Genomic DNA, 26037 nt, shown 5'->3' on the forward strand with positions numbered 1-26037 from the left:
GGAATGAGAAGCACGCAAGAGCCGTCCTTTTGTGCGCAGATGGTCTGCAGGCAGTCCGCCGGGTCTATAACATGAACGTGCCTGCTTACAATCAGGCCATTACCGTATTTCCCGCCGGCATAGAAAGCAAGGAGGTTAACTGATAATGAATGACACGAGTCTGCAATCCTTTCCCCGGCCCCTTGCCAGTCTGGCAGTGCCCGGACTGGTTGGGGCGGCCGGTGCGGGGATATTGGGAAATATGGTAGCAGCCACGCTGCATATACGGTCGAGGCCGGGAGATCTGACCCTTTTGTCCATGGACTTGCTGGAAACCGTGCTGCCGGGTGAACAATTGGATGTCACCGGCTACCGGCTGGCAGATACCTCGCTGGTGGCGGCGGCCATAATCACTGCGATCCTGTTTGTGCCCCTGGTCCTGTTGTATTTCCGTTTTGCTCTGCGGCCTGCCTGGGAGGCAAACGCGGTTCTTGCCGCCAAAATCGCGGCCGGCGGCACCCTGGCCTTTATTGCCAGCTTGCTGGTGGCGGCCGGTGACTTTCAGGAGCAGGACGCCTGGTTGATGAGTGTTATTCCCCACATAGTGGCTGCTGTGGCCTGCGCAGCGTCGGCCGCGATGAGCCTGCTGTTGCTGCGGCAGCCAACTATCCGGGCGGTGACACCGTCATGGCTGTTTTTTCTGTCGGCAGCCGCAGCCGGCTTAGTGGCGCTGGCTTGCCTGGGAGTGGCTGTTACTTCCCTGGATTCGGATCGTGAAAACATTTTCTTTACGTTGCCTCTTATGATTGGCCTTTACGCCATCGTGTCCCTGTCGGCGCTTGTCTATCGGGATAAGCGTGTCTAACCTGCCATGCAATGGAAATGTCTCTGCGAAGCGTGGGGACGTTCTTTTTGCTTCGGGGGTGATATTCTTAATTATTCAATGACATAAAAACCATAGTAAGGCAGACAATTTTCGTCTGCCTTACTATGGTTTTTATGTACTGCTGATTATATGCAATCCCGGCAGTAGCGGAACATCTAGCGGCAATACCCTGAACGAAGTAAAGCATGCGGATTAACCATCCAAGACTGGCTAACCCATCACTGGAATAGGCAGAACATATTTTAAAACAGCAACAAAATGGGCGATGCTGCCTGCAAGAACAAATAAATGCCAAATAGCATGATTATATGGAATCTTGTGTACTAAATAAAATATAGCACCAACAGAATAAAAAAGACCACCGCCTACCAGCCAGTATATACCCTCAATCGGCAACGTAACTAACAACGGCTTGATCATTACTACCGCAAACCATCCCATTAATAGATAGCATAAGGTTGAGAAAACCTTAAATCGATTGACAAAAAATATTTGAAAAATGATCCCAATTATCGCGAGTACCCATATTACACTGAAAATTGTCCACCCCAGTGCGCCATGCAGAGGAATCAGAGTAAACGGTGTATAGTTGCCGGCAATCAGTACATAGATAGCTGCATGATCAAAAATCTTCAGGATATATTTTGCTCTTTCATTAGTAAAGCTGTGATAAAGTGTTGATGACAAGTACAAGAGCACCAAAGAAGTACCATAGATGATAACGCTTAGCAAATGCCAGATACTCCCATTGCTATAGACTGATGCCGTAAGCACACCAAGCCCGATTAGTGCAAAAACCGTTCCCACACCATGTGTAGCAGCATTCAATATTTCTTCTAGATTAACTTTCGCGGTCATTGCATTCTTTACCATCTACTCATCCCTTTCTGTGATTTATCCGACGGCTAACCCGCTCTAAGACTCCCCCTCTTCTACAAGTGGGGGTTAAGGGTTAAGAGCGGCTAAGCCCCTGGATAAGGGCGACTTAGCTTCAGGTGGGGTTAAAACCTCACCTGAAGCTAAGTCTACTTTATTATCCATGGTTATTATCTCTTGCCGTTTCAATTTATAACCGGGGCACTGCCGTTTCTTTGAAAAAAGAGGTCCAGGCAATACCTGGGCAATGTGCTGAGCCGGCAAAAAAAAGCAAAATATTGAGGAGGCATGGAGGGGGCCAGAAAGCCTCCTCAGTATCATCTATGGTTTATGTTTTTCTCCCCATTGACACATTAGTTCCATCAAAGGATAAAGTGATAGCCCTTTTTCAGATAAGCTGTACTCAACTTTTGGGGGAATTTGAGGATATTCTTCGCGTGTGATTAGGCCATCATTTTCTAATTCTTTCAGTTGTACACTCAGGGTCTTATGTGAGATTGTACCGATTAGTCGTTGTAATTCATTATATCGAATTGGCTGTGTTTCAACCAGCCAATACAAAATGACCATTTTCCATTTGCCGCTGATCATTGATAGAGTATAACCAAAGGGTGTATCTTTCAAGCTGCTGATTGGGCGTTGTTCTCTCATGCTCATAGTATCACTTACCTTTTCACCAGTATGCGGCATAAAAGTGCATACTTCAATTTACTTCCTTTTCATTGTAAGATATAGCTATACTTAATGTAAAGGAGCAGAATGCATGAACAAGTGTAAAATTGAAGTTATTAAAACTACATTTGATGAAGAGTTAGCGAGAGCTTATGGCTGCAAGGGACTGGGAAAATGTCCAATGCATAAAGTTGGCGATATCTATTATGGCGATTACGCTAAACCGGAAGGGCTATGTGATGAAGCCTGGAAAGCCATGTATCAATATGTATTTGCCCTGGCACATGGGAGTGACATTTTTTATTATGGTGATTGGATCGATAAGCCTGGAGTGGCAATCTGCAGCTGTAATGATGGGCTAAGACCAGTTATTTTCAAGATCACAGCCACAGATCAGGTATCAAACAAAAATTAGCTGCAAACCGATATAAGTAACAATTTATGATTTTGGACGGTGCTTTTGAGAAAGTAAGGCAAAAATAAAAGTTATTGCATAAATTGTGTTTTTATGTTATTTTTATAAGCAATATACCGAATAGGTAAATAGGTTACAATTTTATATTGTAGAAGCAGGTGCCCTCCGGGGCTTAATAGGGAAGACCGGTGAAGACGGATGTTTGACATCCTTCGAGTCCGGCGCGGTCCCGCCGCTGTAACGGTGAGTTTTGCCTCCATGATGCCATTAGGATGAACATTCTGAGAAGGCGAGGCAAAGCGATGAACCGTAGCCAGAAGAACTGCCTGTTTAGCAATCACCGAATATGGATAGCTGCTGCTGCCTATCCATGGAACCCGCGAGCGATGGGAAGGGGATTTTTGCATATGGCTGCGCCGTATTTGGAATTCCTGACGTATAGTCAGGAATTTTTATCTTACGGAACAATAAATATGTGGACCAAGTCTTCCGCTTATGCGGAGGGCTTTTCTTTATTCGTAAGTACAGTACCACCTGTTGGACGGGTGGTGCCGATTGCAAAATGAACAGGAGTGATGGAGTATTCTTAAGCGACAATTGTTGCAGCGGCTTCTTCAAATCGTTATCGTGCTTTTTGGTATTAGTTTTTTAAGTTTTCTGCTCATTTATCTGGCGCCTGGCGACCCGGTGCGAGCCATGTTCGCCGTTACCGGCAACATTCCCTCAGAAGAAATACTGGCAGATATGCGTGAACAAATGGGGCTGAACCGCCCGTTTTTGGTGCAGTATGGAAATTGGCTGATGAACTGCCTGCAAGGAGACTTTGGCACTTCCTATTCTCAGGGCAAGCCGGTGTCTCAGATGCTGGCGGTGCGGGTTCTTCCCACATTGCAGCTGGCACTTTTGTCCCTGGTGATGATGCTGGTGATGGCGGTACCGGCAGGCGTGCTATCGGCCTTGCATCAAAACCGATTTTTGGATTATTTTATACGGGCAGCGACCTTTTTCGGCATTTCTTTGCCGAATTTCTGGGCGGGACTGCTGCTCATCTATTTTGTGGCGCTTAAACTGGGATTGCTGCCGGTCGTTTCCACCGGCATGGGATTTCAAAAGATGATTCTGCCGGCCTTTACCCTGGCCTTTGCTATGGCAGGAAAATACGCACGTCAGGTTCGCGCCGCCATATTAGAGGAAATGAGCCAGGACTATGTCTATGGAGCCTTGGCAAGAGGGTTATCGGAAACGGTTGTGCTATGGCGGCACGTTATCCCCAATGCAATGCTGCCGCTCTTAACGCTGCTGGGTCTGTCCTTAGGCTCGCTGCTTGGCGGCACAGCGGTTGTTGAAGTCATTTTTTCCTACCCGGCATTGGGCAGCCTGGCCATCAACGCCATTACGTCGATGGACTACCCCTTGATTCAGGGATATGTCTTGTGGATTGCCCTGATTTATATGATCGTTAATTTGGCAGTGGATGTTTCTTACAGTTTTCTGGATCCACGCCTCAGGAAAGGGGTATAACCGGCGATGGCGCGGAGCAGGTGTCAATTTTACATATTTCTGGCCTTGGTGTTAGGCATCGTGGCAGTGGCAGTGTTTGCACCGCAGATTGCTACCCATGATCCTGGACAGGCTGTGTTGACTGCAGCCAACAAACCACCAAGCAGCGAACACTGGTTTGGAACCGATCGTATGGGGCGGGATTTGTTCTCGCGGGTTATTTATGGTACCCGCACCTCGCTGGCTTCCACTTTGGTTTTGGTAGTAAGCATCTTTACCGTAGGCGGTGTGCTTGGAGTTGTGTCCGGCTACATGGGCGGCAAAACCGATACTGTAATCATGCGTGTTTCTGATATGATGGTATCCTTTCCGGGCATGGCGCTGGCGATCGCGATGGCAGGCATTATGGGGCCGAGCATCACCAATGCCGTAATTGCTATCACTATGGTTAGCTGGACCAAGTACGCAAGACTGGCCCGCAGCCTGGTGCTAAAGGTCAAGCATCAAGATTATATTTTGGCTGCCATTATGTCTGGTTCCCGCACGCGGTATATCCTTTGGCGATATATGCTGCCTTCCGTTTTACCCACCTTAGCCATTACTGCCGCGACCGATATGGGGGGGATGATGCTGGAGCTTGCTGCCTTCTCGTTCTTGGGGCTGGGCGCACAGTCCACCTCTATTGAGTGGGGATATATGCTCAATGAAGGCCGGGCCTATCTGGAAGCTGCTCCCTGGCTGATGCTTTTTCCCGGGCTTGCCATTTTCATTACCGTAGTGGCATTCAACCTCTTAGGGGACAGCTTGCGGGATATTCTTGACCCGAAGGAGCAAATCAATATTTTTCAGAAAAAAAGGAGAGTAAGAAACATGAACAAGCAAATCAAGGTTGCAGCTCTACTGCTGGTGGTCTGTATGCTGGCTGTAACGTTAACGGGTTGTGGCGGCAGCTCACAGCAGGCAGCTGACGACAAGCATCTGAAATTTGGCTGCTATAATTATTCGGATTCCTTCGATCCGGCAAATAACGAGAATTCCAGTTGGGTTGCGATGCGTTTTGCTGTTACCGAGAGTCTTTTCCGTTTTTCCGATAAGGTGGTAGCCGAGCCTAATCTGTGTGACAATTATCAGGTTTCGGACGATTACACCACCTGGACACTGCATATCCGCAAGGGCGTTAAGTTCTCCAACGGCAATGATGTTACCCCTACAGCCGTCAAGGCGTCTCTTGAGCGCCTGTACAAAAATACCGATACTGCGCAGGGCGGCAAAGGCAACTCCAAGCCGAAGGGTTACTTGATTTACAATTCCATTACGGCAGATGACGCGGCCGGAACGGTAACCATCGTGTGCAGTAAGCCTACCTCTAATGTTCCCGGTATTCTGTCACACCCCTATTTTGCCATTATTGATGCGTCTGTGGCCGACAAGGAAATTATCGGGACAGGGCCGTATAAGGTGGACAGTTTTAAAGCCGGGGTTAGTGTGGAGATGTCCCGCAATCCGCATTACTGGAATGGAGCTGCTCCTTATGAAAAGGTAACGGTTATGTTTATTGATGACAGCTCCACCAAGGCCATGGCATTGAAGCGGGGCGATGTCGATCTGGTTGAGAACATTACCACCGCCAGCGATTTGCAATCGCTTTCCAACGACAAGGCCTATTATGTTTCCACTGCGGCGGGTGTGCGTACCGCCAACGCCTATATGAATTTCCACGGGGCACTGAAAAATGATGCCTTGCGTCAGGCTATCATGATGGCACTGGATAAGCAAACCATGTGTGATATCACGACGTCAGGCATGTATAAGCCGGGTATTTCGGTATTGCCTTCTTCATTAGCCTATAATTATGATAAACTGACCAATCCGTTTCCCTTCAACAAGCAGGCGGCTATCGCCCTATTGGACCAGGCTGGTATTGTGGATAAAGACGGTGACGGCTGGCGCGAGCTTGACGGGAAAATGATCAATCTGGATCATGTTGCCTTTACCAGCCGTAATCTGAACGACTTGGCCGAGGCCGTTGCCCTCCAGCTAGCCGAAATCGGCATTAAGGTAACAGTCAATATCCGCGATTATGATACTGCACTTGCCTTGTTAAAGGCAGGCGAGTTCGACCTGTGGACCTGCAATACGCTTACTGTGGGTGTAGGTGATCCGCAAGCCTACTTGGGCAACTGGTACTCCGGCAACTCCGGCGGTTTCGGCTATTATTCCAATCCCAAGTATGATGCCGCTTTTGAGCAGCTGATGGTGGAGATGAACAAGGATCGCCGGGTGGAGCTTATTACCCAGCTGCAGCAGATTCTGATTGATGATGCCGCTACAATCGCCTATGGCTACTATAACAGCCGGATGTTCAGCCGGGCTAACAAGGTTACAGGGGCAGATATTGCCACTATCGACTATTATTGGCTGACCACCGGCATCAAGCCTGCAAGGTAATGCTATGATGCTTCAGTTTCGTAATATATCGGTTGCCTATGGGGATGGGGGGCCATCCCTTACAGGCTTTACGCTGGATGTAGCGGCGGGAGAGATAGTCGCGTTGGTTGGCGAAAGCGGCAGCGGTAAAACCACTGCCATCCGGACGGCAATTGGACTCTTACCCGGCGGCGGTGAAGTTGTCGACGGGGATATTCTGTTTAACGGAAAATCCCTGCTTACGTTATCGCCCGACGAATGGCAGTCTTTGCGCGGCCGGCAAATGTCGATGATTTTTCAGGATTCGGGGGCTATGCTCAACCCCATCCGCCGGATTGGCAGTCAGTTTGTTGAATATATTCGTGCCCACCGGTCTGTACAGAAGCAGGAAGCATGGGAGATGGGGCGGGTGATGCTGGAGCGCATGGGACTGCCCCATAGCGAGACCATCATGAATTCTTATACTTTTCAGCTTTCCGGCGGGATGCGCCAGCGGGTGGGCATTGCTATGGCGATGGTGTTTCAGCCGCGGATTCTTTTGGCTGATGAACCTACCAGCGCCCTGGATGTTACAACCCAATCGCAGATTATCCGGCAGATGCTGGAGCTTCGCGAGAAATATGGCACCGCGATTCTGCTGGTAACCCATAACCTTGGTGTGGCTGCCTATATGGCAGACCGCATCATTGTCATGAAGGATGGCCGCATCGTTGAGCAGGGAACCAGGGAGAGACTTTTACAGCAGCCGGCTGCCTCTTATACCCGGGATTTGCTGGAAGCTGTTCCGTCCATGAGGGGGGAACGCTATGTCTGAGTTTATTCTGGAGGGCAGGGGCTTGACTCAACGCTACAAAACCGATACCGGTCGTGTTCTCACCGCTTGCCGTGCTGTCGATGTCACGCTGCGCAAGGGGGAAACGCTGGGCATTGTGGGCGAGAGCGGCTGTGGCAAAAGTACGCTGCTGCGGATTCTGACACAGTTGGAGCGTCCTGCTGAAGGCCGGTTGTTTTTCAATGGCCAAGAGATTACTTTTCTCAAAGGCGAGTCTTTGCGCCGCAATCGCTGCCATATCCAAATGGTATTTCAGGATCCGGCTGCCAGCTTTTTTCCGCGTATGAAGGTCGGCGAAGCCATTACCGAACCGCTCCGTAATTTTCGCAAGCTTTCCCGGCAAGAGATGCTGGGCAAGCAAGCCGAGCTGTTGGAACTGGTGGGCTTGCCGGCAGAGTACGCGGACCGGTATCCTCATTCCATGAGTGGGGGCCAGCGGCAGCGGCTTGCCATAGCCAGGGCGTTGGCGCTTGATCCGGATATTCTGATTTGTGATGAGGCCACTTCCGCCTTGGATGTGTCGGTACAGCGGCAGATTATTGAACTGCTGGCAGACATTCAACGACAGCGCGGATTGTCAATCATTTTTGTTTGTCATGATCTGGCGCTTGTCCAGTCGATAGCGCACCGGGTAATGATTATGTATCTGGGCGGTGTTGTGGAAGCGCTGCCTGGTGATCAAGTGTGGAATCAGGCCTGCCATCCCTATTCCAAGGCGCTCTTGAGTTCTGTTTTCGCAACAGATATGGATTTTGACAAGCCGCTCAATACGCTGGAAGGAGATGTGCCCAGTCCACTTGATTTGCCGTGCGGCTGTTCTTTTCATACCCGCTGCTCCAGCTGCGTGGAAATTTGCAGGCATGAACAGCCGGTGCTGCGGGAGATTGCTGCGGCGCATCAAGCGGCGTGTCATCTATTATTATAAAAGGCGGGATCATATGAAGGTTTGGACAATATGCGGACAGGCTGTTGCATGCGGTGAAAAAAAGCAGATTATGCTGACTGCAGATATTGCCGGCTGTGAAATGCCGGCAGTGATGATCAAAGGGATGAAGCCCGGAAAAACTGTTTTAATTACGGCAGCCGTTCATGGTGATGAATATCCGGGTATCATTGCGGCAATCAGGGCGGCAAATGAAATTGACCCGGCGGCTGTAACCGGGCAAATTTTGATCATCCCTTGTGTTAACACAGCCGGATTTTGGGCAGGCAGCCGGTATGTGCCGTCAGATGGCGTCAATCTCAACGCCAACTACCCTGGTAAAGCTGATGGGACGGCAGGCGAGCGAATCGCCGACTTTTTTGTTAGAGACATATTCCCCCAAACAGATTTTATCATTGACTTGCATAGCGGGAGCGCCATGGAGCCGCTGACGCCATGCCTGTTTTTCCCGGATACGGCAGGTGATGTGGTGCGGCAGGCAGCCAAAGCCGCTGCTTGCATCACCGATATTCCGTATTTGATCGCCTCAACGGCAACAACAGGCCATTACAGCTATGCTGCCAGCGCCTTGAAAATTCCGGGGCTGTTATTGGAACGCGGCCATAGCGGCCTGTGCGAAGATAGTTGGGTCGAGGCATATTACCGGGATATCCGGCTTTTGCTCAGGCATCTGGCTGTATATCCTTACGATGATAATAAGGCTGTATGCCCTAAAAAGGTGTTTCATAAAACTATCTATTTGTCTGCCGTGCATGCCGGCCTCTGGTTTCCCGCCATTACTGCCAACGCAGCTGTCAAGGAAGGCGATTTGCTCGGCCGGATGGAGGATTTTTTCGGGAACACCATAGCTGAGTACCGGGCTCAAGCTGACGGCACGGTGTTTTATTATAGGGGAGGCTTGGCGGTAAAACAGGGTCAGGAGTTGGTAGCTTACGGCCTGGAGAGATATGCTGAATAGGGCAGCTGACGACGTAAAACAGGCGGTTTTATAGTATAAACCGGAGGTAGGCAAAGACGAATTGGTTCAAGCATCCGATACTGTTTATAGTAACTAAGTGAACTTGTTGCAGCGGCTTCCGTTTAGGCCAAAAGCCTGGCGGTAAGCCGTTTTTTATGCCGAAAAATGAATATTTTTTGTAATAATACTATACAATATGTAAGTTTTCAGTAAAATCATCCAAGTTATGCATATTTTGTGAGTCTGGTGCTTATGATAATACTGGGGATAGTTTGAGTTAACAGACTAACTGTTAACCAACATTAGACCAGTAAGCGAGGTGATGTATTTGAAGCTGCCGCGAATAAGTAACAAGCAATGGGCCTGTTTGGGCGGGGTTGCTCTGCTGACCGGAGTTTGGATTGCTCCCGGGCCGAGGGTCTCGCCGGAGACGGTTGTGAAAACACCTGCAGCCGAAGAACAACAAGTGGTGGAACCACCCCCAACTGCCGCTGTCCAGTCAAGTCAGCAGCCAATCCAAAAATATACGGTAGTGGCTGGAGACACTTTGAGTGGTATTGCTCAGCAACATGGCATTGACCTTGATACACTAATGGCAGCAAACCCTGGCATCAGCGACCTTATTCACCCTGGTGACCAACTGGATATAGTGGCCAATAAGGGCGTAATTTACCAGGTAAATACCGGGGATACCTTATGGGATATTGCGCATACATATGGTATACGGGTGGAGGAAATCAAGTCAGCCAATAGTAAACAGGATGATCATCTTGCTGTTGGCGAAAAACTTTTCATTCCCGGAGCACGTTGGGCCAGAGCCGAAACGGCGGTAGCGCGGGCCACGGTCAGCCGGTTTATTTGGCCGACCAGGGGCGAAGTATCCTCTCCGTTTGGCTGGCGCTGGGGCCGGCTCCATGCCGGCGTTGATCTTGCCAACGATATTGGCACCCATGTTATGGCTGCCCGGGCAGGGAGAGTCATCTGGGCCGGATGGCGGGGCGGCTACGGCTATACTGTCATGTTGGATCATGGCGGCGGTTATGTCAGTCTCTATGGCCATCTGGACGATTATTTTGTTGAACGGGGCCAATATGTACGGGCAGGTCAACGGATTGCCTCAATGGGCAATACCGGCAATTCGACAGGCCCGCACCTGCATTTTGAAATCCAAAAAGACGGCGAGGCGGTAGACCCGATGGGGCTGCTGCCGTAAAAAAAAGAGATTGCCATTGCGGCAATCTCTTTTTTTGAGGAAGGCTCGTCTTAAATCAGTTGTTAATTTGCCTAATAAAAACAACTTCCTCATCCATTGTTTTAAGTCCATTATCGGTACAATGTAAAGATTTGTCGTAGCCTGGAGTCGAAAATATTGTTATAATCAAACTGTTCTAAACTTTGTGAGCGGTAGTTAACAAATAGAGTTCGTACCATAATGGGAGATGAAACTGTGATGGGCGAGTTAAACGCAGTATTATTGGGAAGTCCGGAAGTTTACTGGAATGGCAGGAAACTGGTTTTCCCTTTTGCCAAGAGTGAAGCGCTTCTTTATTACCTCTTAGTCAAGAAAAGTGCTTCGCGGGAAGAGTTGGCGGCGCTATTATGGGGTGATATGGAGGACGCGGCAGCTAAGAAAAATTTGCGCAATACTATTTATCTGCTTAAAAAGCTGATTGCCGATGATTTTCTGTTGACACCATCACGGGCTAATGTGCTGCTGAATAGTCAAGCCATTGCTGCCAGTACCGATTTACAAGAATTCTTTGCTGCCGGGCTGGAGGAGTCGCTGGTTTTATACCGGGGAGAATTTTTAGCAGGCTTCGCCTGTAAGGACGCCGAGCTGTTTGAAACATGGTTAAGTGGTGAACGGGAGCAAATCAGAGAAGAACTGGTCTCCCGTTTTACCAAAATCATTGTAGGCAAGATGAATAATAAGGATTACGCAAGTGCCAAACGTTACCTGAAGCGTTTGATTGCATTGGATGAACTCAATGAAAGCGCTTATCGCGCGCTAATGAAAATTTATGAACGCGAGGGCGCTTTTAATAAGGCTATTGATGTATATAGCGCACTTGCCGCAAAAGTTAGCGCCGAACTGGGATTAGAACCTGACAATAAAACAAAAGAAGTTTATAATCGTATTCGAGCGCGGAAATTCGTTAAGCCGGACAGACCTAGAGAGTTTGGCGGGGAAATATTTTTCGGACGGGAACGGGAATTAGCACTGCTTACCAATATGTATGAAAACTTTTGCGCCGGGCGGCAACCACGGTCGCTGGTTCTGGTTTGTGGTGAACAGGGTGTGGGAAAGACGGCCATTGTGCAGCAGCTAACAGAGCGTGTGGGCGGTGGCAGTGTGCTTTTACGTACCCAGTGCTATCAAGCCGAAAAAGAGTACCCCTATAAGGCGTGGAACCAAATTCTAGGTCAGGCATTGGGATTCTTGGGCGAAAGAGGCGTAGTATTGCCTGCCATGTGGCGGCAGGTAATGTCCTATGTCTTTCCGGCCATTGTCAGTACTACAGCACCGGACTCCGAGCACGGTTTAATCAATGCGTATGACATCCATGCCGGTATGGTGGAAGAAATTATGGGCGCCATACTTGGCCAGGTTGCCGGTCAGGGGAAACTGCTCTTGATTGTGGAAGATATTCAATGGCTTGATACTTCCGGGTGGTCTGTGCTCAATTATATTATCCGGACCCTTGACAGGCAGGTATTGTGTATTGCTACTTGTCGCAGCGAATACAGGCAGGAGATGGGGCGGTTTACCGGAGAGTTTGAGAAGGCCGGTTTGCTGGAATGTATTGTGCTGGAAAACTTTAGCCTGGAGGAAGTAGCCAGGTTTTCTACGCAGGTGCTTCCTCCTGATAAGGTAAATGCAGAATTACAACAGAAGCTTTATGAATATACAGAGGGAAATGCGCTATTTTTAGTAGAGAGCTTTAAGCTTATTCAGCTAGGACAGGAACTGGGACTTTCGGCACGTTTGCGCGGCGTTTTGCAGGAGCGGTTCAATGCTGTTTCGGACAATGCCCGGAAAATACTTGAAGTTATTTCCGTTTTTTTCAGCGATATTAGTTATGATGAACTTTTTGCTGTCTGCGGTATGGATGAATTCGGGATTGTGGAAGCTATTGAGGAGCTTCAGCAAAAACGTCTGATTCAGGAAGTTGATAGCGCGGCACTGGGTCGTAGAGGACCTATTTATAAATATAGCCATACGCGAATCCGGGAGTATGTGTACTCCCAATTGTCATCCCTCAGGCAGCGAATGCTGCACAGAAAAGCCGGAACCTACCTGGAGGGACTGATGGAGCGGGACCTTAGAGGCCAGGATTTGTATTCGGAAATTTTGTATCATTATTCTCAGATTGAGGAGAAAGTCAAAGTACTGGAATACACTGTTAAAATAGCCGAGAGGTATTCTTGCCCGCAGTATGAACTATTCCCTGACCTTAGTGAAATTCTCCGGGGTGGTAATGCCTGTGTTTTTGACGATGGTGCACAAATACTGCGGCACCTGGACAACATCCGGGAGCTCTTAGCTGAACTGGAGCACTGCACGGTGGATAAAAAGGGCATAGGCAGGTTTCGTGTTGCGTATTTAGAAATGTTAGGACGGTATTATATTTGGCAGGGTAATCATCGGGAGGGCCTCAAAGCCATTCATCAAATGCTGCGTTTGTCAGCTAAGTTGAATTTTGATGATTACCTGATTAAAGGGTATCAGCAGGTCGTATATTGTGGGATTCAAATTCGCCATCCAAGATTAATCGAATGGTTTGCCGGGAAACTGCTTAAGAAAGCCAATGAGGCAAATTTAGCAGAAAAGACGGCTATTGTATCCAGATTTTTGGGAATAGCTCATGCTTTACGGCGAGAGCAGGAACTGGCAGAACAGTGTTACCGGCAGTCATTATCCGTGTTTAAGCGGCTGGGCGAAGAAAACTCCAATTATAGTTTGCATATAGCAGCCGCCTATAATTATATCGGTGAGCTCAGGCGAACGGACGGCAACTTGGCAGAAGCCTTATATTATTATGAGCAGGCTATACGCATAACTGGCAAACATACCGTTAGCGCCGGGTTTTCCATCTTTCTCATCAACGCCGGGTTTGCTGCCTATGAGTTGGGCGAATACGGTAAGTCTTATCAATACCTTGAGGACGCCTTAGGTCTAGGCCAGCGGTTTGGGGACCAGCGCGGCTATTGGTGTCTCAGGTGCTATTCAACACTGCACTCTTTACTGGCATTACTGGCTATCAGGGATAAGCGGCTGGAGGCAGGACTGCAGCATTTAAAAAAAGCCGATACAATTTTACAAAGGCATTATGATGCCTACCAAGCCGGAGTAATCTGGCGGACAAAACTCCAGCTTGCTATCTGGATGCAGCAAGACGGTAAGCTTAGGCAAGCCTTCAGAGATTATTTGCCGTTACCGGTTGAAGAGTATTACCGGCGGGGGAAAGAAATTTTTCTGCATCTGGATAGTGTGCTCGATCAGCGGTTACTGGATGAAGTCTATGCGGGTTATAAGGGGAGTTAAGTGCTTGTTTTGGAGCGTCGCCTGATTATAAAACTCCTGTTAATTTGTATTAATAACAGGAGTTTTAGCTTTTTATAGTAAAGGTATAATTTATAAATTTTATCAATCTGCGGACTTAAGTTTGAATTTTTAAGTTGATAGATAACTGAAAATTCTATCGCTTAATATTGACAGTAATTAATATAGATAAGTATACTAATGGTATACAAGTTAATAGGAGGATCATGTGTTTAAATTAAGTCAGGAAATAAATAATCCACAGAAAAAAACATTAACGAAAGTGGCCTATCAAAAAATTCTGGATATGATTATTGAGGATGAAATCTCTTCTGGTGGTATTTTAAGTGAAAATGTATTGGCAGATTTATTAGGGATGAGCAGAACACCTATTAGAGAAGCCTTAAGGATGTTGCAAAAAGATGACTTAATTGAAGTAATTCAGGGGAGTGGAACGTTTGTTAAGAGTGTTACAGAAAAAGAACTCTCCGACCTTTTTTCAGTTAGAATTAGCCTTGAATGCTTAGCCGTAGAAAAAGCCATTCATTATATTGATGATCAGCAAATTGATAAAATGATAGCCGAGTGGGAAGCACTGAAACATAGTACTGATATAAATTGGAAGCAGGTTGTATCATCAGATAATGAACTGCATCGTATGATTATATATAAGAGTCATAACAATATTTTAAAACATATATATAATTTATTAAATAGTAAGATTCTTAGATATCAGCGATTAGCGGCTAAATCATTGGGGAATTCGGAAGTAACTATACTTCAACATCTCGAATTATTAAGGCTATTAAAAGCAAAAGATAGTAAACAGATTTGTGCTAGTTTGGAAAAGCACTTAATACAGTCGATGGAATACATTATGAAGAATATGTAAAAAAATTTTAAAGCAACTTGTATACAACCTGAATACATATAATTTTATTCTATAAATCTGTTAAAAGGTAGAGCTGAGCTCTTTAACAGAATGTTTAGTAGTTTCATTCTGATTTACAGGAGATGATTTTTATGTGTATGTTACGTGTCGTAATGTTTGGAACACCTGCTATTTACTGGAATGATAATAAAGTATTTTTCCCATTTGCGAAAATGGAGGCGGTACTATATTATTTGTTAGTTGAGGGCGAATGTACACGTGATAAGTTAGCAATGTTACTTTGGGGAGAAAAGGCGGATCAGGATGCAAAAAAGAATTTAAGGAATACGATTTATTCAATCAAAAAAATGATATCACCTGAATTGTTTATTACACCAACTCGAAAAATGATTTCTCTCAATAATAAATTGATTTATGCTACAGATATTGAATTATTGAATACAGATGTACAAGATTTTTTGCAAAAGCAATCCGGTGAGTTTCTGGAAAACTTTTACTGTAAAGATGCGGAGCTATTTGACGATTGGGTTATGGGAAAGCGTCTGGAATTTAAAGAAATAATGATAACGCGTCTCACTAGTGGCATACTGAATTTTATACATAATAAACAATACACAGATGCGAAAAAGCACATTAAGCAATTAATAAAAATAGATGAGTATAACGAAAGTGCCTATCGTTTATTAATGAAGATTTACGAACGTGAAGAAGCTTTTTATAAGGTCACTGAAACTTATCATAAATTAGAAAAAAAATGGGCTGATGAACTGAATTTATGTCCTAGCAATAAAACTAAAGAAATATATGCAAGAGTGGCTCAACAGCATAAACAGAGATTAGATGCACTTGAACACATTACCAAATTTGCTAGGGATTTGACGATAATTTGGCGTTGATTTTGCGATAACTATAATATTATGTTTGTGGTAACGATGGTATTTTTCAATCTGGGAAAAGGGGCAAGGTAAAACAGTAAAGCAACCCTAAAAATTCTAAAATTAAGGAGTGAAAAGTAGTATGAATGTGTATTCGGTCAGCATGATAGTTTACTTTATTATCGCTTTCGCCATTGCGATTATCTATAGTCGCAAAAGAACGACCTCTAATGAAGATTTCTTTTTAGGGGGACGGCAGTTTGGAATAGTTTTCGTATTTTTTACAATGATGGCAACGTTTTTGGGGGCCGGTACAACTGTGGGAACAACAGCGTGGATATGGAAACGCGGGTTGTCGCAGGTGTGGATGACTGCGGGATACGCAGTGGTGTTTTTGTTTATCGGGCTGTTTTTGGCCGCGCGTGTCCGGCGGTTTGGCACTTATTGTAACGCCTACACCTTTGCCGATTTTTTGGAGATGCGCTATAACAAATCGGCTCGTTACATAGGTGCTACTTTGATGTGGTTTGCGTTTATGTCAATTGCTGCGTTTCAGTATATGGGTATAGGCAGAATTATTAATACCGTTACAGGCATTGACTACAATATCGCAGTATTGATTGCCGCCCTGATTACTATCTTATATACTTCGTATGGCGGTATGTGGGCGATTGCCATAACCGGGGTAGTTAAAGGCGCCTTGGTCTTTATTGGTATTCTTATTATGGCTCCTGTTCTTTATATGAAGGCTGGAGGAATGGAAGGGATAGCAAGCGCTGTGCCTGTGCAGCATTTTAGTTTAGTTGGCTACATTTCGCCAGGGCAGGCTTTGACATGGTTCCTGGTGTTCTTTTTAGGGATCATACCGATGCAGGACTGGTGGCAGCGGGTTTTAGCCGCCAAAGGTGAACGTGAAGCTCGCCTGGGTTTAATGTATCTGGTAGCAGGCTTTGTGTTTATTGAAACGCTTATTTATATGATTGGATTTGCTGGCAAGGTTTTAGAACCCAATATTGCGAATCCGGAAAGCTTATTTCCAACTCTGGTAATCCACCATTTCAGTCCCTATATTGGCGGGTTGCTGCTAGCGGCGCTAGTCGCTATTATTACCAGCACAGCCTCGGCTTGTTTGCTGGTTGCTTCAACCCATTTTACCCGTGATTTGTATAACGGGATCATCAAGCCAAATGCTACCGATGCGGAATTGCTGAAATTTTCAAAAATATCGACACTGGGCTTAGGCGTTTTAGTATTAGTGTTTGTATTTGCCGCACCAGGCATGTTTGAGCTATTTGTAATCAGTGCGGATATTCTGGGGGCATCTCTGACGGTGCCGATATTGGCCGGTTTCTTTGTGCCCAGGGTTGGTGAAAAGGCTGGATTTTACGCTATGCTTGCCGGTATTATCGGCTGGGCTGTCAGTTATATGGGATGGCATCCTATGGGCTTTGGTCCGGCGGCAGTGGGGGGATTTTTCTCTCTCATTACTGTCATAATTGGTATGATGGTATTGCCGCCTGCCGATCGAGCTGTTTTAGAAAAAATGGGATTGATGAAACCGGACGAAACTGTCAATGTAATTAAAGGATAAGAACTTGGTTTGGGGGATGAATGAGATGGAATTGACACAAATGGAACAAGAGATGCTGGAAGGAAAACATGGTGAAGGCGTTGCTTTAGCTATGAAAGTGCAGGTTGCAACAGGGGAAGCGTTTGGTGCTGCCCGTATGGTTCCTATTACCAGGGCCCATGTGGCTCTTAGCAATCAGGATGCAGATACATGGTTTGCCGAAAAAATGGCAAAGGCAGGTGCAAAATGTAAGATTGCCCCTACTGTTAATCCAGGATTTTCATTGAAATATTTCTGTGGTCATTGTCAGTCACAAAAGGCAATGACAGCAGAAGATGTAGATATGATGCACAGAACACATAATGCCTATAAGCAGCTGGGAGCCGTTCTGACTTACAACTGCACCCCTTATTTAGGCAGTAATATTCCTCAGTTTAAAGAAGTTATCGGGTTTTCGGAATCCAGTGCTACCCCCTATGTAAATGCGGTATGGGGAGCAAGAAGCAATCGGGAATCTTCGCTGAGTGCGTTATGTGCTGCCATTACCGGGCTAGTACCGGAATACGGGCTTTTGCTGGATGAAAACCGTAAAGGCGATATCCTGGTGGAAGTACAGGCCGATATGGATAATGATTTTGCCTATCAAATGCTTGGCTATATGGGGAAAAAAATTGGACCGGGAATACCGGTATTTGTTGGCATAGCTAAACGTCCTACGCCGGAAGCCTTAATGAATTTAGGAGCGCAGCTGAATACCTCAGGGGCTTACGGAATGTATCATATCGTAGGCGTAACGCCGGAGGCTCCGACGCTTGAAGCGGCATTTGGCGGCAAGGAACCGGCAAGAAAAGTGGTAATTACCAACCAGGACTTAAAAGAAATTCGCGATGCTATTTCGCATGCACCAGGGCGTATTGATTTTGCCTTATTTGGTTGCCCGCATTTCAGTATTAATCAAATAAAGCAAGTGGCGGATATTGTTCAGGGGAAGAAGTTAGCTGTTGATTTATGGATCATGACTTCCGCTAATAATAAGTATCTTGCCGAGAGAATGGGGCTTAAAGAAATTCTTAATGCGGCAGGTGCTGATATTGTAGAGGAAACCTGTATGGATCAGCCATGCTGGCATTTTTTGAAGGGGAAAGTCGGTATTACCGATTCACCTAAATTGGCATATTATCCGAAAAAACGCGGAATAAATTTTGTCATCAGGGATTTAGAAACCAGTGTTCAAGCTGCATTGAAAGGAGAAGTAGAATAAATGAAGGATAATTTTTTATGCCATAAGCTTTCAGAGGGTGTGGTTGAAGGTGAAGTACTCATATCCCAAGATGATATTTGTTACTATCTGGTTGATCCCGCTACAGGCAATGTAATTGAGAGTGGGCATGATATTGAAGGACAAAGCGTAGCGCAAAAGATATTGGTGTTTCCTGGCGGCAAAGGCAGTTCAGTTGTACAGGCAGACGGCCTGTTCCAATTGTTAATGAAAAAAAATGCCCCCAAAGCCATGGTCATTAAAAACCCTGAGACAGTGTTGGTCACTAGTGGTATCATTATGGAAATTGCCATGGTGGATAAAGTGGAAGAACAGTTTTATAGCAGTATTAAAAATGGCGATATAGTTCGAGTAGATGCAAATAACGGTGAAATTTCGATATTGTGCAGAAAGTAGCAAATGCCAGAATACAGTGTTGGTACAGGATGCCAACACTGTATTCTTAACTAATGGGATAGGAGGCAACGAAAATGAAATGCCAGATGAAATTAATTGAAGTACCATACGGGAACGAGACAGTAAGAGCATCGGTTTCTGCGGATTCGGTAATTTTTAATGGTACTATGCCCGAGTGTTCTCCGTTAGCTGACTTAGAAGCTGTGGTGCTTGCCAGACTAGATTGTCCGACTGGCTGTAAGCCGTTAAAAGAGTTGGTGTCACAGTCAGACAAAATTATGATTTTGGTGGAAGATAATACGCGGCAAACGCCGGTTAAACGCATTTTGCCTGTTTTGATTAATTATCTGGAGCAACACGGGGTTAAAGCCGGTCAAATTGAAATATTGATAGCAACAGGCACGCATCGTATTATGACTGAAGAAGAAATAATTGAGAAGGTAGGTTTGGATGTTTTTCGCAAGCTTAGAATTTATCAGCACGACTGTACGGAAAAAAATGATATTGCCGACTTGGGTACTGTAGCGGTAGGGCCGAATAAGATACCGGTTCAGGTGAACAAACGGGCACTGGCTGTGGATTTTATTTTAGGTTTGGGTAATATTGTGCCACATTGTGATGCCGGTTATAGCGGTGGCGGCAAAATTGTGCAGCCTGGAATCTGTGGTATTGCTACTACGGCAAGCACGCATATTACGGGGGCATTGCTGGAAGAGATTCCGCTGGGTGATGCCGAGAATCCGTGCCGGTTAGGAATTGAAAAGGTAGCGGAGAGAGTAGGCTTACGATTCATTATCAACACAGTTATGAATGCCAATCAGGAAGTTGTCGATGTGGTCGCAGGCGACTTTGTTACAGCGCATCGCGAAGGGGCTAAAATAGCTGCCAAGGTTTACGGAGTAGATATACCGGCATTAGCTGATATAACAATTGTAAGTTCGCACCCGTGTAATATTGATTATTGGCAAGCTATGAAAGGTCTGGTTGCAGCTTATTTCACCGTTAAAAACGGTGGCTATATCATTTTCGTTTCTCCGTGTTATGAAGGACTTGAGCATAATCATCCGAAACTAAGAGAGTGGTTAAAATATTCCTATAAGGAAGGCTGTGATGTAGCCAGACATACAGTTTTGGATGATGAAAGTTCGGATTTGGTGGCGGCTGATATTGCTATTTGCAATGCCAGAATTCGTGAAAAAGCCAACATTTTGATTGTGAGTGACGGCTTGAGTCAGGAAGATATTGGTGTTCTTGGCTACGCAAAGTTTGATACGCTTCAGGCGGCAGTAGACTATGTATTGCAGAAATTTCCTAATGGGAAGATCGGAGTTCTGCCTCGCGGCGGAGATTGCCTGCCGATAAGGCGGTAATTCCAGTTGTTGCTTTCTGCTCAAAAAAAGCATTGACAAGTTCTGAATGCTTAACTTATAATATATTTAAAGTTAAGAAAATTTAAAATTGTAGAAATGCCTATAGCTATTAGAAATTAGGGGGCAAAACTCTATTTGAGTTTTGCCTCCTTTTTATATTATTAAAAAGAAAGAGGGGAAAACGAAGTGTCCGAACATTCTCAAGCTGAAGGATTGCACAGAGGGCTAAAAAACCGGCATATTCAATTGATTGCCTTGGGAGGGGCTATCGGTACAGGGCTGTTTTACGGATCAACCAAAGCTATTCAAATAGCTGGCCCGTCTGTTATGCTTTCTTACTTGATTGGCGGTATCATCATTTTTTGGATTATGCGTCACATGGGTGAAATGCTTGTTGACGAACCTGTATCAGGCTCCTTCAGTCATTTTGCCTATAAGTACTGGGGGGATTTTCCCGGTTTTCTGTCAGGCTGGAATTATTGGATGGCCTATGTGCTTGTCAATATGGCAGAACTGACGGTAGTAGGGAAATATATTCAGTTTTGGTGGCCGGATATTCCGGTGTGGGTCACGGCCCTGGTATGCTGGGCTTTTCTTACTGTGGTTAATTTAATCAATGTTAAGCTATACGGAGAATTTGAATTCTGGTTTGCCATTATCAAAGTAGTAGCCATTATCGGTATGATTGTTTTTGGTACACTGATTCTCTTAAAAGGGGATGCAGGAAGCGCAAGCGGTGTGGGTAATCTGTGGAATCATGGCGGCTTTTTCGCCAATGGTCTGGAAGGCTTCCTTTGTTCTTTGGCTATTGTCATGTTTGCCTACGGCGGGACTGAAATGGTAGGGGTCGCAGCCGGGGAAGCCGATAATCCCAAAAAGACTATTCCTAAGGCCATTAACCAAGTTATGTGGCGGATATTGATTTTCTATGTTGGCGCTTTGCTGGTTATTTTGATGATCTATCCGTGGAATCAATTAGGGGTAGGCGGAGCCGAAGGCAGTCCCTTTGTCCAGATTTTCTCGAAAATAGGCATTTCCTCGGCAGCGGCCTTGTTGAATGTCGTTGTAATTACGGCGGCTCTTTCAGCTTATAATAGCGGTCTTTACACTAATGGACGCATGCTTTATAATCTGGCGCACCAAGGCAATGCTCCGGCCATTTTTAAAAAATTGAATAAGGCGCAAATACCGGTAGCGGGAGTGTTATTTTCGTCTTTCCTGATGGGCTTGGTGGTATTTTTAAACTATCTTATCGAAAGTCAGGTTTTCGTTTATCTGATGGCATTGGTTGTTTCTGCTGATATTATTAGCTGGGTAATGATTAGTGTCAGTCATATGAAATTCCGCAAGGCCAAGTCAGCTCAAGGGGAAAAGACCGACTTTCCGGCAGTATGGTATCCTGTCACCAACTATATTTGCATGGGCTTTTTGGCCATGGTATTTGCCCTGATGGGGTATATGGGCGGCGACTGGCGCATTTCCTTGTACCTGACCCCTATTTGGCTTATTGTCCTGTATCTTGGCTATAAATGCAAACCACAAGCCAGCGAGGGTTCCAAAGCAATAATGAAATGATGAGAACTAAGGGGTAGGCTTGGAAATAAGTTTACCCTCCCTTGTCGAAAAGATATTAGACTTGACTTTAGCAGTCTTGTCAACTATTATAAAAATGAGGTGCCTTCCTAAGATGCGAGAGATGAGAACTGGGTAGGCGGAATGGTTTAATTGAAGTAGTTTTACCGGTTTTTGTGAGATGCGAATGTTACTGAATAGCGTGCCCACAGTTATGAGATATTAGGGGGTAAACTCATTGATGAGTTTTACCCTCTTTTTTATTTTCAAAAAAATGGAGGTATAGTCATGATATTATTAGACGGATATGCGTTAACTCTATCAGATGTTGTAAAAGTAGCCAGAGAGTATGAGGAAGCAGGTTTAAGCGAGCAGGGCCGTAAACAAATTGAGGACAGTCGCGCCATTGTGGATAGAATCCTGGAAGCTGAGACTCCGGTATATGGTATTTCCACCGGTTTCGGCAATTTTAGCCAAATCTTTATTTCTAAGGAAAAAAGAGAAAAACTGCAAAAAAACCTGATTCTTAGTCATGCCACCGGTGTGGGCGAGCATTTGCCGGAAGATGTTGTGCGGGCTGTTATGCTGCTCCGGGCCAACTCATTGGCCAAAGGCTATTCGGGGATTAGGCTTTCTACGGTACAGCGGCTTTTAGAACTGCTGAACAAGCGCATAACCCCAGCCATTCCGTCAAAAGGCTCGGTGGGAGCCAGCGGTGATTTGGCGCCACTGTCCCATATGGTGTTAGTCATGCTGGGAGAAGGCGAGGCTTATGTTAATGGCAAGTTAATGAGTGGGGCAGAAGCACTGACAGTGAGCGGCCTGGAACCGATAGCCCTGGGCGGTAAGGAAGGACTGGCCTTGATTAATGGTACGCAAATAATGACTGCTGTCGGCTCAATGGTATGGCAGGATGCTGTGAACCTGATGAAGACCGCCGATGTTGCAGCCGCTCTGTGCACCGAAGCCCTGAAGGGCACCCGCACTGCCTTTGATCCGCGAATTAGTCAGGTTAGAGCGCATATCGGACAGGTGGCTACCACGGAGAATATGCTGCGGTTGACTGAAAACAGTCCGATTATTGAGTCGCATATCGATTGTGCCAAAGTACAGGATGCGTACTCTTTGCGTTGTGTTCCGCAGGTACATGGTGCTTCCAAAGATGCTTTGCGGCGGGCGGAAGAAACCCTTACTATCGAGATCAATGCGGCTACCGATAATCCGTTAATTATGCCAGATACCGGTGAAGCCATTTCCGGCGGCAATTTTCATGGACAGCCCATTGCCCTGGTAATGGATTATCTGAAATTGGCCTTGGCCGAACTTGGCAATATTTCGGAACGGCGTACCAACCGTTTGCTGGATTCCCATTTGAGCGGACTGCCGTCATTTTTGACTGCTTATCCGGGAGAAGATTCAGGGCTGATGATTACCCAGTATACGGCAGCTTCGTTAGTGTCGGAGAACAAAGTACTGGTGCATCCGGCAAGTGCTGACTCCATTCCTACCTCGGCCAACCAGGAGGATCATGTCAGCATGGGAACAATTGCGGCCCGTCAGGCACGGGAAATTTTGGAGAATGTCCGCCATATTCTGGCGATTGAGTGTCTGGCGGCTGCCCAGGGCATTGACTTTTTAGCCCCGCTGACCCCAGGCGTTGGTACCGGCGCGGCACATAAGGCCATTCGCCAGGCCGTGCCGCACTTGGACGAAGACCGGATACCGGCACCTGACATCCAAAATATATATCGGCTAATCGCTGACGGCTCCCTGATTAAAGTGGTAGAGGCGGCTATTGGTCCGATGAAAATCTATTAAGCCAGTTACAGGCAGTGCGGTACTAGGGACAGAAAATATTAAGTTTGGGGATTAACCTAATTTGACGTTTGATAGACGGAAACTGTGATAGATTGGAAAAAAGAAACCTGAAATAGTCATAGGGGAGGATAAAACATGGTGATAAACAATACTGGGATTGGCAATGCAATGACAATCAAGCTTGATAATACTCTGCCGGAGATGCCTGTATTTGAAGAGGGAATCAGACGCGCTCCTAATCGCGGCTTCCGGCTGACGCCTGATCAGACTAAAGTAGCCTTAAAGAACGCGCTGCGGTATGTGCCTGCCGAGCTGCATAGAGTACTGGCGCCGGAGTTTCTGGAGGAATTACGCACTTTCGGGCGAATTTATGCCTATCGTTATATGCCGAAAGAAAAGTTGTCCGGAAAGCCTATTGACGAATACAAGGGCAACTGTGTGGAAGGCAAGGCTTTCCAGGTAATGATTGACAACAACTTGGACCCTGCTGTGGCACTCTATCCCTATGAGCTGGTTACCTATGGCGAAACCGGCAGCGTTTGTCAGAATTGGCTGCAGTATCAGCTTATCAAAAAATACCTGGAAGTCATGACCGACCAGCAGACCCTGGTTCTGGAATCCGGTCATCCGCTGGGACTGTTTCCGTCTAAGCCTGAAGCACCCCGGGTAATCATTACTAACGCGCTGATGATTGGCATGTTTGACAATCAGGATGATTGGGAGATTGCCGAACAAATGGGTGTGGCCAACTACGGGCAAATGACTGCAGGGGGCTGGATGTATATTGGGCCGCAGGGCATTGTTCACGGTACCTTTAATACCCTTCTTACCGCAGGCAGAAAGCGGCTGGGTATTCCGGCAGAAGGCGATCTCGGAGGACATCTGTTTGTTTCTTCCGGTTTAGGCGGCATGAGCGGCGCTCAGCCTAAGGCTATTGAGATTGCCGGTGGTGTAGGCATTGTTGCGGAAGTAGATTATTCGCGCATTAAAACCCGTTATGATCAGGGGTGGGTCAGCAAGGTATCTGACAAGGTGGAAGAAGTATTTTCACTGGCAGAAGAATATCAGCAAAAGAAAGAACCGGTTTCCATTGCTTACCACGGCAATATCGTAGATTTACTGGAATATGCTGTTGCCAACAACAAACACATTCCGCTTTTATCTGATCAGACCTCCTGCCATGTAGCCTATGATGGCGGGTATTGTCCCCAGGGCTTGACTTTTGATGAACGTACCGAACTCTTAGCAAGTGACCGGCAGAAATTCCGGGCTTTGGTTGACAAGAGCCTTAAGCGTCATTTTGAATTGATCAAGATACTTAGTGAACGCGGTACGTATTTCTTTGATTACGGCAATGCCTTCCTGAAAGCTATTTATGATGCCGGTGTCAAGGAAGTTGCCAAGAACGGGTATGACGAGCGTGACGGCTTTATTTTCCCGTCCTATGTAGAAGATATTATGGGGCCGGAACTGTTTGACTATGGCTATGGACCGTTCCGCTGGGTGTGCCTGAGCGGTGCTCCGGAAGATTTGCAGAAGACTGATAAAGCGGCCATGGAGTGTATTGATCCTAACCGCCGAGGTCAGGACCGCGACAATTATATCTGGATTCGCGATGCCGAACAAAACAAACTTGTGGTTGGTACGCAGGCGCGGATTCTGTATCAGGATGCTGAGGGCCGGCTTAAGATAGCCCTTAAGTTTAATGAGATGGTTCGTAACCAGGAAATTGGACCTGTTATGCTGGGGCGGGATCATCATGATGTCAGCGGTACAGACTCACCGTTTAGAGAGACTGCCAACATTAAAGACGGCAGTAACGTCATGGCCGACATGGCAGTGCAGTGCTTTGCCGGCAACGCTGCCCGGGGTATGAGCCTGGTAGCCTTGCACAATGGCGGCGGTGTGGGTATTGGTAAATCCATTAACGGCGGTTTTGGAATGGTGCTTGACGGCAGCCACCGGGTTGATGAGATACTCAAGCAAGCTATGCTGTGGGACGTTATTGGCGGTGTTGCCCGGCGGGCTTGGGCCAGAAATGAACACTCCATCGAAACCATTGTAGAGTTCAACCAGAATTATGCAGGTAAGGGACACGCAACCCTGCCCTATATTCCGGAAGAAGAGCTGGTCGAGGGATTGGTTGCTAAATTGTTCGCGAAATAAATGATAGGATTTAGGATTTAGAATTGGCTAAATCCTAAATCCTAAACCTATATCTGGGCTGAGAGGAG

The 26037-nt window shown here is 46.4% G+C and carries 20 protein-coding genes, 1 pseudogene and 1 riboswitch; of the genes and pseudogenes, 19 read left to right on the plus strand and 2 right to left on the minus strand.

The features are described 5' to 3' along the window. Positions 1 to 145 precede the first annotated feature (145 nt). Positions 146 to 844 (plus strand): hypothetical protein, encoded by a 699-nt coding sequence (locus GT1_RS09150; protein ID WP_188398449.1) that lies wholly within the window; start codon positions 146 to 148, stop codon positions 842 to 844. 231 nt (positions 845 to 1075) lie between these two features. Here GT1_RS09150 and GT1_RS09155 read toward each other — a convergent pair whose 3' ends face one another. After that, positions 1076 to 1738, minus strand: a complete 663-nt coding sequence (locus GT1_RS09155) for a hemolysin III family protein (protein ID WP_188398450.1) — start codon at positions 1736 to 1738, stop codon at positions 1076 to 1078. Between the two features lie 324 nt (positions 1739 to 2062). After that, entirely contained in the window at positions 2063 to 2392 is a 330-nt protein-coding gene (locus tag GT1_RS09160; protein WP_223226134.1) for a helix-turn-helix domain-containing protein, read from the minus strand. A 112-nt stretch (positions 2393 to 2504) separates the two neighbouring features. On the opposite strand from GT1_RS09160, the gene GT1_RS09165 reads away from it, so the two are divergent. From GT1_RS09165 to GT1_RS09245, 18 genes and pseudogenes are all read left to right on the plus strand, one after another. Beyond that, positions 2505 to 2828 carry a TIGR04076 family protein gene (locus GT1_RS09165; RefSeq protein ID WP_075752549.1) on the plus strand — a complete coding sequence of 108 codons (324 nt, stop codon included), beginning with the start codon at positions 2505 to 2507 and terminating at the stop codon, positions 2826 to 2828. 139 nt (positions 2829 to 2967) lie between these two features. Then, positions 2968 to 3173: riboswitch (cobalamin riboswitch) on the plus strand. Between the two features lie 237 nt (positions 3174 to 3410). Next, positions 3411 to 4349: a nickel ABC transporter permease gene (gene nikB / locus GT1_RS09170; RefSeq protein ID WP_188398510.1), complete on the plus strand. Its 939-nt coding sequence runs from the start codon at positions 3411 to 3413 to the stop codon at positions 4347 to 4349. Between the two features lie 6 nt (positions 4350 to 4355). Further along, positions 4356 to 5159, plus strand: a pseudogene (gene nikC / locus GT1_RS22170) (nickel transporter permease); the annotation flags it as partial. Then, entirely contained in the window at positions 5133 to 6776 is a 1644-nt protein-coding gene (locus GT1_RS22175; RefSeq protein ID WP_373325902.1) for an ABC transporter substrate-binding protein, read from the plus strand. The pseudogene nikC and the gene GT1_RS22175, both read left to right, overlap by 27 nt. 4 nt (positions 6777 to 6780) lie before the next feature. Then, positions 6781 to 7569 (plus strand): ABC transporter ATP-binding protein, encoded by a 789-nt coding sequence (locus tag GT1_RS09180; RefSeq protein ID WP_223226135.1) that lies wholly within the window; start codon positions 6781 to 6783, stop codon positions 7567 to 7569. Next, the gene (locus tag GT1_RS09185; RefSeq protein WP_188398453.1) at positions 7562 to 8512 is read left to right on the plus strand and encodes an ABC transporter ATP-binding protein; all 951 of its coding nucleotides are present in this window, start codon (positions 7562 to 7564) and stop codon (positions 8510 to 8512) included. The genes GT1_RS09180 and GT1_RS09185 overlap by 8 nt, the downstream gene beginning before the upstream one ends. Positions 8513 to 8525: 13 nt before the next feature. After that, positions 8526 to 9488, plus strand: a complete 963-nt coding sequence (locus GT1_RS09190; protein WP_188398454.1) for a M14 family metallopeptidase — start codon at positions 8526 to 8528, stop codon at positions 9486 to 9488. Positions 9489 to 9810: 322 nt separating this feature from the next. Continuing rightward, entirely contained in the window at positions 9811 to 10701 is an 891-nt protein-coding gene (locus GT1_RS09195; protein WP_188398512.1) for a M23 family metallopeptidase, read from the plus strand. A 219-nt stretch (positions 10702 to 10920) separates the two neighbouring features. Continuing rightward, the gene (locus GT1_RS09200; protein WP_188398455.1) at positions 10921 to 14034 is read left to right on the plus strand and encodes an AAA family ATPase; all 3114 of its coding nucleotides are present in this window, start codon (positions 10921 to 10923) and stop codon (positions 14032 to 14034) included. Positions 14035 to 14260: 226 nt separating this feature from the next. Then, on the plus strand, positions 14261 to 14923 hold the full coding sequence (locus tag GT1_RS09205; RefSeq protein WP_188398456.1) for a GntR family transcriptional regulator: 663 nt from the start codon (positions 14261 to 14263) through the stop codon (positions 14921 to 14923). A gap of 131 nt (positions 14924 to 15054) precedes the next feature. Beyond that, on the plus strand, positions 15055 to 15819 hold the full coding sequence (locus GT1_RS09210) for a BTAD domain-containing putative transcriptional regulator (RefSeq protein ID WP_188398457.1): 765 nt from the start codon (positions 15055 to 15057) through the stop codon (positions 15817 to 15819). Between the two features lie 121 nt (positions 15820 to 15940). Continuing rightward, complete coding sequence (locus GT1_RS09215; protein ID WP_188398458.1) at positions 15941 to 17389, plus strand: sodium:solute symporter; 1449 nt, start codon at positions 15941 to 15943, stop codon at positions 17387 to 17389. A gap of 25 nt (positions 17390 to 17414) precedes the next feature. Then, positions 17415 to 18629, plus strand: a complete 1215-nt coding sequence (locus tag GT1_RS09220; protein WP_188398459.1) for an aconitase X catalytic domain-containing protein — start codon at positions 17415 to 17417, stop codon at positions 18627 to 18629. Then, positions 18630 to 19043, plus strand: a complete 414-nt coding sequence (locus GT1_RS09225) for an aconitase X swivel domain-containing protein (RefSeq protein WP_188398460.1) — start codon at positions 18630 to 18632, stop codon at positions 19041 to 19043. A 74-nt stretch (positions 19044 to 19117) separates the two neighbouring features. Next, complete coding sequence (gene larA, locus GT1_RS09230; protein ID WP_188398461.1) at positions 19118 to 20413, plus strand: nickel-dependent lactate racemase; 1296 nt, start codon at positions 19118 to 19120, stop codon at positions 20411 to 20413. 186 nt (positions 20414 to 20599) lie between these two features. Next, the gene (locus GT1_RS09235) at positions 20600 to 21988 is read left to right on the plus strand and encodes an amino acid permease (RefSeq protein ID WP_188398462.1); all 1389 of its coding nucleotides are present in this window, start codon (positions 20600 to 20602) and stop codon (positions 21986 to 21988) included. Between the two features lie 285 nt (positions 21989 to 22273). After that, the gene (hutH, locus tag GT1_RS09240; RefSeq protein WP_188398463.1) at positions 22274 to 23803 is read left to right on the plus strand and encodes a histidine ammonia-lyase; all 1530 of its coding nucleotides are present in this window, start codon (positions 22274 to 22276) and stop codon (positions 23801 to 23803) included. A 135-nt stretch (positions 23804 to 23938) separates the two neighbouring features. Next, complete coding sequence (locus GT1_RS09245; RefSeq protein WP_188398464.1) at positions 23939 to 25969, plus strand: urocanate hydratase; 2031 nt, start codon at positions 23939 to 23941, stop codon at positions 25967 to 25969. Positions 25970 to 26037 lie beyond the last annotated feature (68 nt).

The sequence above is a fragment of the Sporomusa sp. GT1 genome (genome assembly GCF_014634905.1).
GTDB classification, from domain to species: domain Bacteria; phylum Bacillota; class Negativicutes; order Sporomusales; family Sporomusaceae; genus Sporomusa; species Sporomusa sphaeroides.

Excerpts from the sequence above, each read along its gene's own strand:
- GT1_RS09150 (WP_188398449.1), top strand. The coding sequence starts at position 146 with ATGAATGACACGAGTCTGCAATCCTTTCCCCGGCCCCTTGCCAGTCTG.
- GT1_RS09155 (WP_188398450.1), bottom strand. The coding sequence starts at position 1,738 with ATGGTAAAGAATGCAATGACCGCGAAAGTTAATCTAGAAGAAATATTG.
- GT1_RS09160 (WP_223226134.1), bottom strand. The coding sequence starts at position 2,392 with ATGAGAGAACAACGCCCAATCAGCAGCTTGAAAGATACACCCTTTGGT.
- GT1_RS09165 (WP_075752549.1), top strand. The coding sequence starts at position 2,505 with ATGAACAAGTGTAAAATTGAAGTTATTAAAACTACATTTGATGAAGAG.
- GT1_RS09180 (WP_223226135.1), top strand. The coding sequence starts at position 6,781 with ATGATGCTTCAGTTTCGTAATATATCGGTTGCCTATGGGGATGGGGGG.
- GT1_RS09185 (WP_188398453.1), top strand. The coding sequence starts at position 7,562 with ATGTCTGAGTTTATTCTGGAGGGCAGGGGCTTGACTCAACGCTACAAA.
- GT1_RS09190 (WP_188398454.1), top strand. The coding sequence starts at position 8,526 with ATGAAGGTTTGGACAATATGCGGACAGGCTGTTGCATGCGGTGAAAAA.
- GT1_RS09195 (WP_188398512.1), top strand. The coding sequence starts at position 9,811 with ATGTATTTGAAGCTGCCGCGAATAAGTAACAAGCAATGGGCCTGTTTG.
- GT1_RS09200 (WP_188398455.1), top strand. The coding sequence starts at position 10,921 with ATGGGAGATGAAACTGTGATGGGCGAGTTAAACGCAGTATTATTGGGA.
- GT1_RS09210 (WP_188398457.1), top strand. The coding sequence starts at position 15,055 with ATGTGTATGTTACGTGTCGTAATGTTTGGAACACCTGCTATTTACTGG.
- GT1_RS09215 (WP_188398458.1), top strand. The coding sequence starts at position 15,941 with ATGAATGTGTATTCGGTCAGCATGATAGTTTACTTTATTATCGCTTTC.
- GT1_RS09220 (WP_188398459.1), top strand. The coding sequence starts at position 17,415 with ATGGAATTGACACAAATGGAACAAGAGATGCTGGAAGGAAAACATGGT.
- GT1_RS09225 (WP_188398460.1), top strand. The coding sequence starts at position 18,630 with ATGAAGGATAATTTTTTATGCCATAAGCTTTCAGAGGGTGTGGTTGAA.
- larA (WP_188398461.1), top strand. The coding sequence starts at position 19,118 with ATGAAATGCCAGATGAAATTAATTGAAGTACCATACGGGAACGAGACA.
- hutH (WP_188398463.1), top strand. The coding sequence starts at position 22,274 with ATGATATTATTAGACGGATATGCGTTAACTCTATCAGATGTTGTAAAA.
- GT1_RS09245 (WP_188398464.1), top strand. The coding sequence starts at position 23,939 with ATGGTGATAAACAATACTGGGATTGGCAATGCAATGACAATCAAGCTT.